We start from the raw sequence: 17,490 nt of genomic DNA on the forward strand, positions 1-17,490 counted from the left end.
TCATGAGTCGGGCCTTCGTCAATGAAGATAACGCTGCCGCGCAGGCAAGCCAGCCAGTCGAGCGACAGGTCAGCGAACAACCGAATTACGTGACGGCACGTGGTCTTGCTCAGTTGCAGGACGATGTCTCGTTATTGCAGGCGCAACACAGCGATGAATCCGCGCGTGGCGAGAACGCCGACAAGCAGCGCCTGGCCGATATCGAACGGGACCTGCGTTACTTCAATCAACGCCTGCAGAGTGCTCAAGTGGTCACGCCTGCCGTGTCCACTGACAAGGTGCAGATTGGCAGTTGGGTGACCTTTGCCGATGAGCAGGACAATCAGCAGCGTGTGCAGTTGGTGGGGGAAGATCAGGCGGATGCGACGCGCCAGTTGATCAACTGGGCATCGCCGCTGGGCAAGGCATTACTGGGTGGGGAAGTCGGGGATGAGGTCAGCTGGAAACGGCCGGTCGGCGATCAGGTGATTGAGATTGTGCAGATCGAGGGGGATGGTTGATGACCCGCAAGCCCTCGTTGCCGAAGCTTCCAGGTTTTGAGAGATACCCCAAAACGTTCTTGCAGGTCATCTGACATTTCCGTCACCTGACCCACCGCATTCGCTGCCCTCGTAACCTCGGACGTCTCCTACAGGTACCGGGCCTATGCGCAGATCTGGTTCCACCCAATGTGTGAGTTGCGTTCATGCAGCCACTGACGACACGCGCAAAAAAAACGGAGCCCGAGGGCTAATGCCAGTCAGTTAAGCTGACTGGCATTTTTGTTTTTAATCGGATACTTCGGTGATTTCAGCCGGATGGCCCGGGGGTAAACCCGCTCCTCACGTCGATGCGGCAGCACGTAGTGCGGCGCTGAAGCATGAAGCTCGGCCAGGTATTTGGGGATGTTTCCGGAACGGTCGGCCGAAACACCGTTGATAAACCCGAGGATCGCCCAGGTGCAGGCGGTAAAGCTCATTTCACATGGGTAAATACCTGGGCAATGACGACTCATTTCCACCATCTGATAGCGCAACAGGTTGTAGCCCAATAACACGCCCCACAACTCTTGCTCGATCATCTCTGGCGTCTTGCTGCGCAGCGTGTAACTGCTGTTGAGCAGCGTCTGCTTCATTTCCCGAAACCCTAATTCGATCTCCCATCGCTGGCTGTACAGGTCGACGATTTCGTCGGATGGGAATCGCAGCGGGTCGGCCATCGAGGTCAGGATCTGACAGACCTTACCCTTGACAGTTTTGCTCAGCAGTCGCGCGGTCAGACGTTCCGGCAGCCCCGGCCATTGCTTGCGGGCCTGCGGCGAAGTGCTCAGCGAAACAATCGCATCCTGGCGCCCCAACCGCTGGATCACCTCGTACTGCGAGCCTTTTTTCAGCGGCATCAGCCAGTGGCGTTCAACGCCTGCTTGCTGCCATTGATGCAGTAAGCCTAGCGAATAAAATCCACGGTCAAACAGCGTCAACGAATGATCGGGGGTGGTTTCGATCAGTTGCTCGGCCAGTTTCATTTCGTTGCTGCGGTAGCCGTCAAATGCACTGCCGATCAGCAAATGGCTGGTCAACTCCATTTGGCAGACCATGCGCACCTGGGGAAAACCGGTGTCGCCATGCTGGTTGCTGGCGGAGTCGTAACGCTCCCGATTTTCCGGTGTGTCAGGCGTGCGCCAGACGACACCATCGACGCCCAATAAGCGCAAACCAGCCCACGTCGGATGAGCGGCCGCTTCATGCCAACTTTTCTGGGTCAGATTGAAGACCTGTGGTACAGCTTCGCTGCCCAATCGCTGACGGGCCTGGACTACGGCACTAGGCGCCACCAACGGACGTTGACCTGGCAGCATGATGTTCATGCGGCTGACCACATCCCACGCTGACATGCGCCGGAAGAACGCCATGGAGATCACGCACCAAAGCATCATTTCCAGTGGCAAACGCCGCTTGCGCAAGGTGGCTACGCCGGCCTGTTCAAGCGCCTGTTCGACCAAAGAAGGATCGAGCAACGAGCCCAACCCCTCGATGGCGTTGGGGGTGGAGGCGATGTTGTGGGTCAGTTCCAGTGCCCGAGCGAGACGCATAAAAAAATCCGATGCCAGTACAGGCATCGGATTTTGATTTCTTGCGGCCAAAGGTCAAGCGAGAAGGCTTAACTGATCGGCATTAGCCCGAGGGCTCCGTTTTCATGACACTCGCCTTAATCAGGCGAGTTTCTTGTGGCGCACGCGGTGCGGTTGGGCAGCGGCGTCGCCCAGACGCTTCTTGCGATCGGCTTCGTACTCGGTGTAGTTGCCTTCGAAGAACACGGCTTGCGAGTCGTCTTCGTATGCCAGGATGTGGGTCGCCACGCGGTCCAGGAACCACCGATCGTGGGAGATCACAATGGCGGCGCCCGGGAAGTCCAGCAGGGCTTCTTCCAGGGAACGCAAGGTTTCGACGTCGAGGTCGTTGGACGGTTCGTCGAGCAGCAGGACGTTGCCGCCCTCTTTCAGGGTCAGCGCCAGGTGCAAGCGACCGCGCTCACCCCCGGAGAGGTCTTTGACGAACTTCTGTTGATCGCCACCCTTGAAGTTGAAACGACCGACGTAGGTGCGCGACGGGATTTCATAGTTGCCGATCTTGATCTGATCGGAGCCATCGGAAATCTGTGCGAACACCGTCTTGCTGCCGTCCAGGTCGTCACGGCTCTGATCGACGCAGGCCAGTTGCACGGTTTCACCGATTTCAATGGAGCCTGAATCGGGTTGTTCCTTGCCCATCAGCATGCGGAACAGGGTCGACTTACCGGCACCGTTACCGCCAATCACCCCGACGATGGCGCCTTTAGGCATCGCGAACGACAGGTTGTCGATCAACACGCGATCGCCGTAACCCTTGGTGACGTTCTTGAATTCGATGACCTTGTCGCCCAGACGTGGGCCAGCCGGGATGTAGATTTCGTTGGTTTCGCTGCGCTTCTGGAATTCCTGCGACTGCATTTCTTCGAAGCGTTGCAGACGGGCCTTGGATTTGGACTGACGCGCTTTGGCGCCTTTACGCACCCACTCCAGCTCTTCCTTCATGGCCTTTTCGTGAGCCGATTGCTGCTTGGATTCCTGGGCCAGACGATCGGACTTGGCCTCGAGCCAGCCCGAATAGTTGCCCTCGTAAGGAATACCGGCGCCGCGGTCGAGTTCCAGAATCCAGCCGGCGACGTTGTCCAGGAAGTAACGGTCGTGCGTGATCGCGACCACGGTGCCCGGGAAGTCGTGCAGGAAGTGCTCAAGCCATGCAACGGAATCGGCGTCCAGGTGGTTGGTCGGTTCGTCGAGCAGCAGCATGTCAGGTGCCGACAGCAGCAGACGGCACAGGGCCACGCGACGCTTTTCACCACCGGACAGGTGTTCGACCTTGGCGTCCCAGGCTGGCAGACGCAGCGCATCGGCGGCGACTTCCAGTTGACGCTCGAGGTTGTGGCCATCGCTGGCCTGCAGGATGGCTTCCAGCTTGGCCTGTTCGGCGGCCAGCTTGTCGAAGTCGGCATCCGGTTCTGCGTAGGCAGCGTAGACCTCGTCCAGACGCGCCTGGGCGTCCTTGATCACGCTGACCGCCTCCTCGACCACTTCACGGACAGTCTTGGTCGGGTCCAGCTGAGGTTCCTGCGGCAGGTAGCCGATGTTCAACTCGGGCATCGGGCGTGCTTCACCATCAAACTCGGTGTCGACACCGGCCATGATTTTCAGCAACGTGGATTTGCCCGAACCATTAAGGCCGAGTACACCGATCTTGGCGCCCGGGAAGAACGACAGCGAGATGTTTTTCAGGATTTCCCGCTTCGGCGGAACAACTTTGCTCAGCCGATGCATGGTGAAGACGTATTGAGCCATGGAATGAAAACCTGGTTATGACGGTGAATAAAGGCGCGAGCGTTCGGGAGAAACCCGGTGCTCTGTCGCAAAAACAGCTTTTAAATGACCTCGCAACTTGCCGTCGGGCGCATCCGGGCCTTGAATTGATTAAGGCTTGACCAGAATAGCGGCGGCAAAACTTCCGAGCACCGGTCATAAAGCTGGAGCAATGTTTGCAGGCATTGCGTCACGCTTGCAGAAATCGGGTGTCCCGCGCGTGGCGCAAAGCTACCCGAATGCAGTCGGCAGGGCAAACCGTGCGGCCCAATGGGGCTGGCACTTAGCCACAAGTCAAGGCATGCTAGCCGCCCTTTGGGCGTCAAGCTTATAGTGCATTTCGCACACGCTGATTCAGTCCAGCAGTCAGGATCACAGTTTGTCCACATCAACCCCCACTCCGCCCTTGCGCTCGTCGAAAAGTGCGACGGCCATGCCTTTTCGAGGCTCGCTCAAAGGCGCACTGGCGGTGCTGGTGCTGCTGATGCTCGTGCTTTTGTTGTGGCAACTGGTTGAACAGTTTCAGCAGACGCAAGAGCGTCAGCATCAGCGCAGCGTTGACTACAGCATCCAGCTGGCCGACCGACTGAGCCTGAACATGGCGCTGAGCGCTCAGGTTGCGCTCAACGTTCTGGATGACGCCAAAGGCAGTCCCCAAGCCCTTGAGCAACATACCGCGACACTGGATCGCCTGCGTCAATCGATCCCCGCACTGCGCAGTGTCGCCTGGCTCGACAGCCAATCCAACGTCATCGCCGACAGCGACCCAAGGCGTCAGGACGCCGGTTTTTTGACTGATCAGCACCAGCGCATTCAAGGCCGCACCTACTATTACGCTGACGCCCCGGACGGGTCGCTGATTTACCTGTTCGTTCGTCAACCGGGCAGCGAAAGCGAAGGCTATTGGGCGATCCGCCTGAACACGTCAGCGCTGAAGTCCCTGACCCGACAAAGCGATCAGGACTATCAGCCAGGCTGGCAACTGGAAAACCGCACGACACGGCATCTCATCTACCGGGGCGAAGCGGCGGACGGCGCATCAGTGGGCAGCGATCCACAGACCGTGCTGCTCGAACCGCTGACCAACAGTGACTGGCAACTGCGGGGCCTGTTCGATGCGAAAAAAGCCCGTCAGGCCTTGGTCGCACCGTTGATAGCAAAATGCTTGATCGCCCTGCTCTGCTCCATCGTGCCGCTGCTGGCGTTGCGCAGCTTGAGACGCCGCCAACAGCAGTTGCATGAAAGCCGTCGTCGTTACAAAGATATCTTCGAAGGCACCGGCGTCGCGCTTTGTGTTCTCGATCTCTCAGGCCTGCCCGAATACCTGAGACAGCTACAGCTGAACAGCAGCGAAGAATTGAGCCAGCGCCTGATCCATCATCCCGTCCAGCTCAAAGGCCTGTTACACCAGTTGCACATCACCGAGGTCAATCAGGTCGCCTCAAGCCTGCTGCGTGCCGAATCTGCCGAAAAGGTCTGGCAACAGTTGATCGAGGGCTGCCCCCGGTCGCATACAGGCATTGGTGTGCAGTTGATCAGCGCGGTGCTCGACGGCCTGCCGCAGCTTGAGCTGGAAATCCTGCTGCCCGATGCCGACGGCCACGACCAGCACCTGTGGCTCGTGGTGCGCCTGCCCGAGCAGCCGGAAGACTTCAACGCTGTCATCCTCAGCATCAACGACATCACCAACCGCAAGCAAACCGAGCTGGCGTTGCAGGAGCGTGAAAGCTTCTGGTCGGACGTGGTGCGCACTGTCCCCGACCATCTGTACGTTCAGGACATCACCACGCGGCGCATGATTTACAGCAACCATCATTTGGGGCAAACCCTGGGCTACACCCCGGAAGATCTGCAACAAATGGGGGAATACTTCTGGGAAATACTGCTGCACCCCGAAGACACCGAGTGCTATGAACACATGCGCTTGCCCTGGACCCACCAAAGCGACAGCGGGATGACCGAATGCCAATTGCGCTTTCGCGACCGCCGAGGCCGGTGGCGCCGTTTCGATATTCGCGAGCAGGCACTGGCGCCGGACAAGAACGGTCAGGTCACGCGCATCATCGGTGTCGCCAAGGACATCACCGAGCAGGTCGAGGCCAGTCAGTCGTTGCGTGACAGCGAGCAGCGTTACCGCATGCTGGCAGAAAGCATCAGCGATGTGATCTTCTCCACCGATCAGAAACTGCAACCCAACTATGTCAGCCCGTCGGTCAATGCCGTGCTGGGCTATACCTCTGAGTGGATTCTGCAAAACGGCTGGAACTCGATCATTGCCAACCCGCAACAACTGGCGGCGCTCTACGCCCTGCTGCACCGCGTTCGCAGAGGTCTGGGCAAGCCTGACGCCCTGGCGGCGCTGCGCCGTGAAGTGACGACGCAACTGTTCCTGTTCGACTGCCTGCGCGCGGACGGCCGCAAGATCCCCGTTGAGCTGCGTCTGGTGCTGGTGTGGGACGAAGCCGGGACGTTCGAAGGCATCCTCGGGGTCGGTCGTGACATCAGTCAGCAGCGCCGCGCTGAAAAAGACCTGCGCATGGCCGCGACCGTATTCGAGCACTCGACCTCCGCGATCCTGATCACCGACCCGGCCGGTTATATCGTCCAGGCCAACGACGCGTTCAGTCGCGTCAGCGGCTATGCCGTCGCGCAAGTGCTGGACCAGTTGCCGATGATGCTGACTGTCGAAGACCAGCAGGAAGCCCACATGGGTTACATCCTCAAGCAACTGCACCAGCGCGGCAGTTGGGAGGGTGAGCTGTGGCTCAAGCGACGCGACGGCGAACATTACCCGGCGTGGGTCGGCATCACGGCCGTGTTCGACGACGAAGGCGACCTGGCCAGCTACGTGTGTTTCTTCAGCGACATCAGCGAGCGCAAGGCCAGCGAACAGCGCATTCACCGGCTGGCCTACTACGACGCCCTGACCCACCTGCCCAACCGCACGCTGTTCCAGGACCGTCTGCACACCGCGTTGCAACATGCCGAGCGTCAGCATGCCTGGGTGGTCTTGATGTTCCTCGATCTGGACCGTTTCAAACCGATCAACGACTCCCTCGGACACGCCGCGGGCGACCGCATGCTCAAGGACATGGCGGCACGCCTGCTGGCGTGTGTGGCCGACGACGATACCGTGGCGCGCATGGGCGGCGACGAATTTACCCTGCTGTTGCAGCCCGGCGCCACGCAACAGGCCGCGCTGACCCGGGCCATTCACGTGGCGGAGCAGATTCTCGCCAGCCTGGTTAAACCGTTTGTGCTGGAAGGCCGTGAGTTCTTCGTGACGGCCAGTATCGGGATCGCGCTGAGCCCGCAGGACGGCAATGAGCTGAGCCAGCTGATGAAGAACGCTGACACGGCGATGTATCACGCCAAGGAGCGCGGCAAGAATAACTTCCAGTTCTATCAGGCCGACATGAACGCCAGCGCCCTGGAGCGTCTGGAACTGGAAAGCGACCTGCGCCACGCCCTCGAGCAGGAAGAGTTCACCTTGTATTACCAGCCGCAGTTCAGCGGTGACGGCAAGCGCCTGACCGGCGCGGAAGCCCTGTTGCGCTGGCGTCACCCCCGTCGCGGACTGGTGCCGCCGGGGGACTTCATCCCGGTGCTTGAAGAGCTTGGGCTGGTGGTCGAAGTCGGCGAATGGGTGCTCAAGGAAGCCTGCCAGCAGTTGCGCGAATGGCACAAGGCAAAGGTCCGCGTGCCGAAGGTCTCGGTCAACATTTCCGCGCGGCAGTTCTCCGATGGCCAGTTAGGCATGCGCATCGCCAATATCCTTCAGGAAACCGGCCTGCCGCCTGCCTGCCTGGAACTGGAGCTGACCGAAAGTATCCTGATGCGCGAAGTCAGCGAAGCGATGCAGATCCTGGACGGCCTCAAGCGCCTGGGCCTGAGTATTGCGGTCGACGACTTCGGCACCGGCTATTCCTCGCTGAACTACCTCAAGCAATTCCCGATCGATGTGCTGAAGATCGACCGCACCTTCGTCGACGGCTTGCCTTCCGGCGAACAGGACGCACAGATCGCCCGTGCGATCATCGCCATGGCCCACAGCCTGAACCTGGCCGTGATCGCAGAGGGCGTGGAAACCCACGAGCAACTGGAATTCCTGCGCGAACACGGCTGCGACGAAGTGCAGGGTTACCTGTTCGGGCGACCGATGCCGGCCTCGCGGTTCGAAGCGCAATTCAGTAACGATGCGCTGTTCATGATTGACTGAATCGATGCCGCTCCCCTGCAGGAGTGGTCGGAGGGGCGCTCTACCTTGTCCCGCGATCGGCGGGGGACCCTTTGTAAAATCGGTAAATCCGGTATTTCAGATGAATCGGGTATACCGGATTGGGTACCGGTTCCCGGCACATCGCGGGACAAGCCACGCGCCTGCAGGTGCAGCGTCAGGCTGGATGAAAACCGCTTGTCCAGCACATGACCCGCTTTCATATGCCAGATAAAAGCCGATGTTGTAGAATGCCCCCCTTTTCTACTGCCCGATCCCCGAGGACCGCCATGTTCAGCCGTGATTTGACTATCGCCAAGTACGACTCCGACCTGTATGCCGCTATGGAACAAGAAGCCAAGCGACAGGAAGAGCACATCGAGCTGATCGCCTCGGAAAACTACACAAGCCCCGCTGTCATGGAAGCCCAGGGTTCTGTGCTGACCAACAAATATGCTGAAGGCTACCCGGGCAAGCGTTACTACGGCGGCTGCGAATACGTCGACATCGTCGAGCAACTGGCCATCGACCGCGCCAAAGAGCTGTTCGGCGCCGACTACGCTAACGTCCAGCCACACGCCGGCTCCCAGGCCAACAGCGCCGTTTACCTAGCCCTGCTGAACGCAGGTGACACCATCCTGGGCATGAGCCTGGCCCACGGCGGTCACCTGACCCACGGCGCCAGCGTTTCCTCGTCTGGCAAGCTGTACAACGCTGTTCAATACGGCATCGACGGCAACGGTCTGATCGACTACGACGAAGTCGAGCGTCTGGCGGTAGAACACAAGCCGAAGATGATCGTGGCGGGCTTCTCTGCTTACTCGCAGATCCTGGACTTCCCGCGCTTCCGCGCCATCGCTGACAAGGTCGGCGCTTACCTGTTCGTCGACATGGCCCACGTGGCCGGTCTGGTTGCCGCTGGCGTCTACCCGAACCCGGTTCCCTTCGCTGACGTCGTCACCACCACCACGCACAAAACCCTGCGCGGTCCACGCGGCGGCCTGATCCTGGCGCGCGCCAACGCCGAGATCGAGAAGAAGCTGAACTCCGCCGTGTTCCCGGGCGGCCAGGGCGGTCCTCTGGAGCATGTCATCGCCGCCAAAGCGATCTGCTTCAAGGAAGCACTGCAGCCTGAGTTCAAGACCTACCAGCAACAAGTGGTGAAGAACGCCAAGGCCATGGCTTCGGTATTCATCGAGCGCGGTTTCGACGTAGTCTCCGGCGGTACCGAGAACCACCTGTTCCTGCTGTCGCTGATCAAGCAGGACATCTCCGGTAAAGACGCCGACGCCGCACTGGGCAAGGCCTTCATCACCGTGAACAAGAACTCCGTACCGAACGACCCACGCTCCCCGTTCGTCACCTCCGGCCTGCGCTTCGGCACCCCGGCAGTGACCACTCGCGGCTTCAAGGAAGCAGAGTGCAAGGAACTGGCGGGCTGGATCTGCGACATCCTGGCTGACCTGAACAACGAAGCGGTGATCGCCGCTGTTCGTGAGAAAGTCCAAGCCATCTGCGCCAAGCTGCCGGTTTACGGCGCGTGATCTGACGCTGTAGCGGTTGCATGAAAAAGCCCGGCTCTTGAGCCGGGCTTTTTCGTTTCCACTTGTAGGAGCGCGCTTGCCCGTGATTCGGTGGGTCAGACCCTGGTGTGGTGACTGATAGACCCTATCGCGGGCAAGCGCGCTCCTACAGTTGTTCGGCGCCGTACAGGAAATTCAATCCGCCGCCACCTTCGCAAACCCTTCTCGAATCTTCTCTTCCGGCAGTTCATCGGCAATGAACACAATCACGCTTTCGCGCTTTTCGCCTTCTGCCCACTCCACGTCGAAATCGAAGCCGTATAACTTCAGCACGCCTTGAAACACCAGCTTGCGTTCTTCGCCGGCGATGTTCAGTACGCCTTTGTAGCGCAGCAGTTGTTTGCCGTGGTCTTCGAGCAGTTCGTTCATGAACTCGCTGAGCTTGTCGATATCCAGCGCCTTGTCGCTGCGCAGGACCAGGCTGCTGATGCGGTCGATTGACCGGCCCGCAGGCGCTGCCGGGCGCAGGGTCATGCCGCCGATGTCGGCGTTCAGGTTGAACCCGCGCACATCGAGCAGTTCGGCCAAATCGATCTTGCCGTGCTCAACGATGCGAATCGGCGCCCGGCGATTGATGCGCGCCAGTCGCTGGCTCAGGGCTTCAAAGGTCGCCTCGCCCACCAGATCAGTCTTGCTCACCAACAGGCGGTCGGCGAAACCGATCTGTGCCTGGGCGATGGTCTGTTCCAGATGGGTGTCGGCGTGGGCGGCGTCAACCAGCGTGATGATGCCATCGAGGATATAGCGCTCGCGCAGCTCTTCATCGATGAAGAACGTCTGCGCGACGGGCGCGGGATCGGCGAGGCCCGTGCATTCGATCACCAGGCGGTCGAAAGCGATTTCACCGCTGTCCAGTCGCTCCAGCAGCAGGAACAACGCCTTGGTCAGGTCGGTATGGATGGTGCAGCACACGCAGCCATTGGACAGCGTCATCACCTGCACGGGCTCATCGCCGAGCAATTGCGTGTCGACGCCGGCGTCACTGAATTCGTTTTCGATCACGGCGATTTTCAGGCCGTGCTCTTCCTTGAGCAGGTGACGCAGCAACGTGGTCTTGCCCGCGCCGAGAAAACCACTCAGGACGGTGACGGGAATAGGTTGCGAAACGGTCATGCGTTCTCCTGCTTTCAGATGCGCGCCGACGCTCTCTCTATGTGAGCGAATTCATTCGCGAGACATCGGCACAAACAATAGAAGTATCCAAATGAAAACGCGCCACGACAGGCGTGGCGCGCTATTCAAACAAGCTTTACAGAATCAGGCCATCAACAGCACTTGGGCCCACCCTTGCCGCCGTAACGCGCATCCTGGCGTTCCCGAAAGAACGCCTCGTACGTCATCACCGGCTTGTCCGGGTGTTTGTTCTGCATATGTTCGACGTAGTTATCGTAGTCCGGCATGCCCACCATCAGGCGGGCTGCCTGACCCAGATACTTACCCAAACGATTCAGGTCATTGAACATACACAGCTCCTCGCCTCACAGCGCACTCAGTTGGCTTTCGGGAAGGCCTGGAATGGCGCTTCCTTGTCGGTACGCTCTTTCTTGGTCCAGGCCGCGCGGCCTACCTTGATTGCGTAGAACAGGATGCTCAGCACCACGAACAGGAACAGGGTGGTCAGCGCCGCGTTGGTGTACGCGTTGAAGATCACGTGCTGCATCTGGTCCATGGTCTTGGCCGGCGCCAGCACCTGTCCGGCATCGGCCGCTGTGCTGTATTTCTTCGCCAGCGCCAGGAAGCCTACCGCCGGGCTTGGGTCGAACAGCTTGATGAAGCCGGCGGTCACGGTGCAGATCAGCAGCCAGGACGCGGGCAGAATGGTCACCCACACGTACTGCTGACGCTTCATCTTGATCAGGACCACGGTTGCCAGCATCAGCGCGATACCCGCCAGCATCTGGTTGGAGATACCGAACAGCGGCCACAAGGTGTTGATGCCACCCAGTGGGTCGATCACGCCCTGATACAGCAGATAGCCCCACAACGCCACGCAGCCACCGGTGCCGATCGCGTTGGCGGTCCAGGACTCGGTGCGTTTGAGCGCAGGGACGAAGCTGCCCAGCAAATCTTGCAGCATGAAGCGACCGGCACGGGTACCGGCGTCAACGGCCGTCAGAATGAACAGCGCTTCGAACAGGATCGCGAAGTGGTACCAGAACGCCATGGTGTTCTGGCCAGGGAAGGCCTGGTGCAGGATCTGCGCGATACCGACCGCCAGCGTCGGAGCACCGCCAGCACGGGCCAGTACGGTGTTCTCACCGATGTCCTTGGCCGTTGCGATCAGCTGGTCCGGGGTAATCACGAAGCCCCAACTGCTGACCATCTGCGCCACTGCGTTCACGTCGGAACCGACAATCGCCGCCGGGCTGTTCATGGCGAAGTAAACACCGGGCTCGATCACGGAAGCCGCCACCATGGCCATGATCGCCACGAAGGATTCCATCAACATGCCGCCGTAACCGATGTAACGGGCGTTGACTTCGTTATCCAGCAACTTCGGCGTGGTGCCCGAAGAAATCAGTGCATGGAAACCCGACACGGCACCGCAAGCGATGGTGATGAACAGGAATGGGAACAGCGTGCCTTTCCAGACCGGACCGGTGCCGTCGGTGAACTGGGTCAGGGCCGGCATTTTCAGCTCGGGGGCCAGAATCAGAATGCCGATCGCCAGGGCGACGATGGTGCCGATTTTCAGGAAGGTCGACAGGTAGTCACGCGGTGCCAGTACCAGCCAGACCGGCAGCATGGCGGCCACAAAGCCGTAACCGACCAGCATCCAGGTGATTTGCACACCCGTGAACGTAAACAGCGGCGCCCACTCAGGGCTCGCGGCCACTTGGCCACCCACCCAGATCGACAGCAGCAACAGCACCACGCCGACCACGGAGATTTCACCAATGCGGCCCGGACGGATGTAGCGCATGTAAACGCCCATGAACATCGCAATCGGGATCGTCGCCATGACCGTGAACATGCCCCATGGGCTCTCGGCCAGCGCTTTAACCACGATCAGCGCCAGCACCGCGAGGATGATGATCATGATCAGGAAGCAGCCGAACAAGGCGATGGTGCCGGGAATACGGCCCATTTCCTCACGGACCATGTCGCCCAGCGAGCGGCCGTTACGGCGAGTGGACAGGAACAGGATCATGAAGTCCTGAACCGCACCGGCCAGCACGACACCGGCAATCAGCCACAGCGTGCCGGGCAAATAACCCATTTGCGCAGCGAGCACCGGACCGACGAGCGGACCTGCACCGGCAATAGCGGCGAAATGGTGACCGAACAGAATGTGTTTGTTGGTCGGCACGTAGTCCAGACCGTCGTTGTTCAGCACCGCCGGTGTGGCCCGTGTCGGGTCGAGTTGCATAACGCGGGTGGCGATGAACAAGCTGTAGTAGCGATAAGCAACCAGATAGATAGCGACCGCGGCGACCACGATCCAGAGTGCGTTGATTGCCTCTCCCCGACGCAATGCAACCACTCCCAGGGCCCACGCCCCGAGAATCGCAACAATCAGCCAGGGCACGTGGCGCAGCAGACTATTATTGTTTTTCATTTTTTTTTATTTCCAGCTGAGTGGACTTGTGTGAGCAGCCATCAGAGTTTAGCGCTGCTGAAGCGAAAGGCCACCCCCACAATGGTCTAGCGCGGGTTTTGGCCTATAGTCAAAGCAGCCAAGGAGAAGTCGACTTATGACAGATTCCCACGAAGACCGCCGACGCTTTAAACGCATCGCGTTCGATGCCAAGACTGAATTGACTCAGAACCACAAGACCTGGCCCGTTCATCTGATCGACCTTTCGCTCAAAGGCCTGCTGATCGAACGGCCCTCACCGTGGCAGGGCAACCCTGACGAGCCGTTTATCGTCGACATTCATTTGAACGTCGATATCTTCGTGCAGATGGAGGTGAGACTGACCCACGACGATCACAATCATCTGGGGTTTGTCTGCGAACACATCGGCCTGGAATCGGTGACCCACCTGCGCCGGTTGATCGAGTTGAACCTGGCGGATCACGACGAGCTTGAGCGGGAATTGGCGGCGTTGATTGAGGTTTGACTGTAGGCCGATACCCAACCCCCTGTAGGAGCGCGCTTGCCCGCGATTGGATTGTGAGCCACCCCATGTGTAGCGGATGCACGAATGTTTTCGCGGGCAAGCGCGCTCCTGCACTGTTTTTTATTGTCTGCGGCCCACTACTCCTCAAACAACGCATCCAGCGCCTGATCGAGCCGCGTCACGGCAATCACGGTCAGACCCGGCGGTGATTCCTTAGGCGCGTTGCCCTTGGGCACGATGGCGCGTTTGAAGCCATGCTTGGCCGCTTCCTTCAAGCGCTCCTGGCCACTCGGCACGGGGCGCACTTCGCCCGACAGGCCCACTTCCCCAAACACCAGCAAATCGCCTGGCAGTGCGCGGTTACGCAAGCTGGACATGACCGCTGCCATCAATGCGAGGTCGGACGCGGTTTCCAGAACTTTCACGCCGCCGACCACGTTAAGGAACACGTCCTGATCGTGGGTCGGAATGCCGCCATGGCGATGCAAGACCGCCAGCAGCATGGCCAGGCGGTTCTGGTCGAGACCCAGCGTGACGCGGCGCGGGTTGGACAGGTGACTGTCATCGACCAACGCCTGCACTTCCACCAGCATCGGGCGCGTGCCTTCCCACGTCGCCATGACCACGCTACCCGCGACGGCTTCCTGCGCACGGGTCAGAAAGATCGCCGAGGGATTGGAGACTTCTTTCAGGCCCTTATCGGTCATGCCGAAGACGCCCAACTCGTTGACGGCGCCGAAGCGGTTTTTCACCGCGCGCAACAAGCGCAGACGCCCGTCCGACTCACCCTCGAAATACAGCACGGTGTCGACCATGTGTTCGAGGACGCGCGGACCTGCCAACGCGCCTTCCTTGGTCACGTGGCCGACCAGGAAGATCGCCGTGCCGCTCTGCTTCGCATAGCGCACCAGCAACGCAGCACTCTCGCGCACCTGCGATACCCCGCCCGGCGCTGATTGCAGCTGCTCGGTAAAGATGGTCTGGATCGAGTCGATCACCATGACTTTCGGCTGCTCGACCCGCGCCGTGGCGATGATGCTTTCGATGCAGGTTTCGGTCATGACCCGCAGTTTGTCCTGAGGCAGCCCGAGGCGTCGGGCGCGCATGGCCACTTGCTGCTGGGATTCTTCGCCGGTGACGTACAGCGCCGGCATGCGCTCTGCGATGGCGCACAGGGTCTGCAACAGAATCGTTGATTTGCCGATACCGGGATCACCGCCGATCAACACCACCGAGCCATCCACCAGACCACCGCCGAGCACGCGGTCCAGTTCCGCCGAGTTGGTGGAGAAACGAGGAATTTCCTCGACGCTGACTTCCGCCAGGGTCTTGATCTGCGCCTGCTGGCCAGTCCATCCGGCGCGACCGCTCGGCGCCGCTGCGCCGCCGCTTTCAATGACGGTCTCGACCAGGGTGTTCCAGGCGCCGCATTCGCCGCATTGCCCGGCCCATTTGGGAAAGGTCGCGCCGCACTCGGTGCAGCCATACATGCGTTTGGCCTTTGCCATGAAACCCCCGCCGCAAAAAAGGGCCAATCATACCCCAAGGCTCAAACACCTGCGTGCGAAGGGACCGCGAACTACCTTTTTGGGGGATTCAGTAAAACTAACCCGGCCGGAGCCGGTCGATTGCATGGATTACGCGGGATCCGTGTAGCTGACATACACTGCATCCACCACCCTCATCTGTAACAAAGGAATACACCATGAGCGTACTAAGCGAGTTCAAAGCCTTTGCCGTCAAAGGAAACGTCGTCGACATGGCCGTCGGTATCATCATCGGCGCGGCATTCGGCAAGATCGTTTCGTCGTTCGTCGGCGATGTCATCATGCCGCCCTTGGGGTTGCTGATCGGCGGCGTGGATTTCAGTGATCTGGCGATCACCCTGAAGGGCGCGGAAGGTACGACACCGGCCGTGGTGCTGGCTTACGGCAAATTCATCCAGACCGTGATCGACTTCATCATCGTTGCGTTCGCCATCTTCATGGGCGTGAAGGCTATCAACCGCCTGAAGCGTGAAGAAGCCAAGGCCCCTACCGTGCCACCGGTTCCAACACCGCAGGAAACCCTGCTGACCGAGATCCGGGACCTGTTGAAAGAGCAGAACAGCAAACCGGCTGCGCCGCTGCCTGTGAATCCTGATCGGTTGGTTTAAGCAAAGCGCCTCTGCCACACCCCCAGTGGCTCGGCGTAAAACCTTGTGGGAGCGAATTCATTCGCGATGCGGACTATCAGACGCAATCTCTCTAGCGGATGTAACGACCTCGCGCGAATGAATTTGCGCCCACAGTGACTGTGCCCGCCTGCGGACACTGGCTCTACCAATAATTCTCCACCGCTATCTGCCCCGGCTTGCGGGTCAGGGCCAGGCGCATGTCGCGGGTTTTGAGCAGTGCGCGGGTGTCGTCGATCATTTGCGGATTGCCGCAAATCATCACCCGCGAATGCTCAGGTGTCAGCGCTACCCCGGCAGCCTTCTCCAGTTCGCCATTTTCGATCAGCGTGGTGATCCGTCCGTGGAGCGCGCCCGGATGCTCTTCGCGGGTCACGGTGGCAATGAACTGAAACTTGTGCGCGTATTCGGCCAGGTAATCGCGCTGGGCCAGGCCGGCAATCAGCTCTTGGTACGCAAGCTCTTTGGTCTCACGGGCGCTGTAGACCAGGATGATGCGTTCAAATTTCTCCCACACCTCAAAGTCCTGCAGGATCGAGAGAAACGGCGCCACGCCCGTGCCTGTGGACAACATCCACAGATCCCGCCCATCGGTGAAGCGGTCGAGGGTCAGGTAGCCCACCGCCTGTTTTTCCACCATCAGCGTATCGCCCGTGCGCAGGCGGCTCAGTTCGCTGGTGAATTCGCCCCCGGGCACCACGATCGAGAAAAACTCCAGGAATTCATCGAACGGCGACGACACGACCGAATAGGCCCGCCACACGGTGCTGCCGTCAGCCTTGGTCACCCCCAGCCGTGCGAATTGGCCTGCGGTGAAGCGGAAACCCGGATCTCGGGTCGTGCGAAAGGTGAACAGGCTAGGTGTCAACGGCGTCACATCCAGCAGCGTTTGCCGGGTGAATTTCTCTGCACTGGCGGTCATTGGGCGCTCCTGGCTCCTGTCACTCATTCAAGAGCACCCAGTTTCCCGCAAACGGGCCGCGATAAACACCGCAGGTTTGTAGTGATATCGGTGGAGGGGGCTGGATGGCAATACACGTGTTTTTAGAGCATTTCGCGATCATCGTTATCGCGATCAACGACAACATCACGCGCTGAAGGCTGCAATCTGCTGATTTGAATCGCTTTTTAAAAACGCTGATTACCGCTGGGTTGCTCCACTCGTCAGCAGCCCCAGGCCGATCCCCGACCACAAAATGTTTTTTTCCTAGACTTCAATCAAAACAGTAGTCAGTACGATCAGGCATGGAGGCTTGCGATGGAACATCAGACATTGACGTCACTTCAACTGACAGGGGGCGCTACCCTGCCCCACAAGGGGCTGACACTTCGGGAGGCAGAGATACTCAAGTGGTCCGCAGAAGGGAAAACCGCTGCTGAAGTGGCGATGATTCTGGACCTGAAGCTGCGAACGGTGAACTTCCACATCGGCACCGCCATTCGCAAAATGGGGGTGACGAACAAGACCTCGGCCGTGGTGCAGGCGGCGCTGCACGGGGTGTTCTGATTACGCGGGGCATGGGGGGATTCAAAGACGATGACGAAAAACCTCAGGTGCGAAAGGTCGAAAAACACGTAAA

The 17,490-nt window shown here is 59.6% G+C and carries 13 protein-coding genes; 6 read left to right on the forward strand and 7 right to left on the reverse strand.

Annotated features, from left to right (window positions below; translation table 11 throughout):
- The first annotated feature begins 2 nt into the window (after positions 1-2).
- Positions 3-500: a GreA/GreB family elongation factor gene (locus tag AB4N84_RS05940; RefSeq protein ID WP_460045585.1), complete on the forward strand. Its 498-nt coding sequence runs from the start codon at positions 3-5 to the stop codon at positions 498-500.
- A 239-nt stretch (positions 501-739) separates the two neighbouring features.
- On the opposite strand, the gene AB4N84_RS05945 is transcribed toward AB4N84_RS05940, so the two are convergent.
- Both AB4N84_RS05945 and ettA read right to left on the reverse strand, forming a co-directional pair.
- On the reverse strand, positions 740-2,071 hold the full coding sequence (locus tag AB4N84_RS05945; RefSeq protein ID WP_460045586.1) for an IS4 family transposase: 1,332 nt from the start codon (positions 2,069-2,071) through the stop codon (positions 740-742).
- 120 nt (positions 2,072-2,191) lie between these two features.
- Complete coding sequence (gene ettA / locus AB4N84_RS05950; protein ID WP_074756215.1) at positions 2,192-3,856, reverse strand: energy-dependent translational throttle protein EttA; 1,665 nt, start codon at positions 3,854-3,856, stop codon at positions 2,192-2,194.
- A 397-nt stretch (positions 3,857-4,253) separates the two neighbouring features.
- On the opposite strand from ettA, the gene AB4N84_RS05955 reads away from it, so the two are divergent.
- Together AB4N84_RS05955 and glyA are read left to right on the forward strand one after the other, a co-directional pair.
- Positions 4,254-8,093: a sensor domain-containing protein gene (locus AB4N84_RS05955; protein WP_460045587.1), complete on the forward strand. Its 3,840-nt coding sequence runs from the start codon at positions 4,254-4,256 to the stop codon at positions 8,091-8,093.
- Positions 8,094-8,380: 287 nt separating this feature from the next.
- Positions 8,381-9,634: a serine hydroxymethyltransferase gene (gene glyA / locus AB4N84_RS05960; protein WP_460045588.1), complete on the forward strand. Its 1,254-nt coding sequence runs from the start codon at positions 8,381-8,383 to the stop codon at positions 9,632-9,634.
- Between the two features lie 174 nt (positions 9,635-9,808).
- On the opposite strand, the gene yjiA is transcribed toward glyA, so the two are convergent.
- The 3 genes from yjiA to AB4N84_RS05975 all read right to left on the reverse strand — a co-directional run bounded on the left by yjiA (position 9,809) and on the right by AB4N84_RS05975 (position 13,232).
- Complete coding sequence (yjiA, locus tag AB4N84_RS05965) at positions 9,809-10,786, reverse strand: GTPase (protein WP_460045589.1); 978 nt, start codon at positions 10,784-10,786, stop codon at positions 9,809-9,811.
- A gap of 152 nt (positions 10,787-10,938) precedes the next feature.
- Complete coding sequence (locus AB4N84_RS05970; RefSeq protein ID WP_074756223.1) at positions 10,939-11,136, reverse strand: YbdD/YjiX family protein; 198 nt, start codon at positions 11,134-11,136, stop codon at positions 10,939-10,941.
- Between the two features lie 26 nt (positions 11,137-11,162).
- Positions 11,163-13,232, reverse strand: a complete 2,070-nt coding sequence (locus AB4N84_RS05975; RefSeq protein ID WP_460045590.1) for a carbon starvation CstA family protein — start codon at positions 13,230-13,232, stop codon at positions 11,163-11,165.
- A 136-nt stretch (positions 13,233-13,368) separates the two neighbouring features.
- Between AB4N84_RS05975 and AB4N84_RS05980 the strand changes: the two genes are divergently transcribed.
- Positions 13,369-13,737: a PilZ domain-containing protein gene (locus tag AB4N84_RS05980; RefSeq protein WP_074756227.1), complete on the forward strand. Its 369-nt coding sequence runs from the start codon at positions 13,369-13,371 to the stop codon at positions 13,735-13,737.
- A gap of 137 nt (positions 13,738-13,874) precedes the next feature.
- On the opposite strand, the gene radA is transcribed toward AB4N84_RS05980, so the two are convergent.
- Positions 13,875-15,245 (reverse strand): DNA repair protein RadA, encoded by a 1,371-nt coding sequence (gene radA, locus AB4N84_RS05985; protein WP_062390018.1) that lies wholly within the window; start codon positions 15,243-15,245, stop codon positions 13,875-13,877.
- Between the two features lie 197 nt (positions 15,246-15,442).
- Here radA and mscL point away from each other — a divergent pair, with 197 nt between their 5' ends.
- Complete coding sequence (gene mscL / locus AB4N84_RS05990) at positions 15,443-15,892, forward strand: large-conductance mechanosensitive channel protein MscL (RefSeq protein ID WP_074756231.1); 450 nt, start codon at positions 15,443-15,445, stop codon at positions 15,890-15,892.
- A 163-nt stretch (positions 15,893-16,055) separates the two neighbouring features.
- Here mscL and AB4N84_RS05995 read toward each other — a convergent pair whose 3' ends face one another.
- Positions 16,056-16,832, reverse strand: coding sequence for a ferredoxin--NADP reductase (locus tag AB4N84_RS05995; protein ID WP_460045591.1), 777 nt, complete (start codon positions 16,830-16,832; stop codon positions 16,056-16,058).
- Between the two features lie 336 nt (positions 16,833-17,168).
- Here AB4N84_RS05995 and AB4N84_RS06000 point away from each other — a divergent pair, with 336 nt between their 5' ends.
- The gene (locus AB4N84_RS06000; RefSeq protein ID WP_460045592.1) at positions 17,169-17,417 is read left to right on the forward strand and encodes a helix-turn-helix domain-containing protein; all 249 of its coding nucleotides are present in this window, start codon (positions 17,169-17,171) and stop codon (positions 17,415-17,417) included.
- Positions 17,418-17,490: the final 73 nt, after the last annotated feature.

This window comes from Pseudomonas sp. S2_H01 (genome assembly GCF_054668305.1).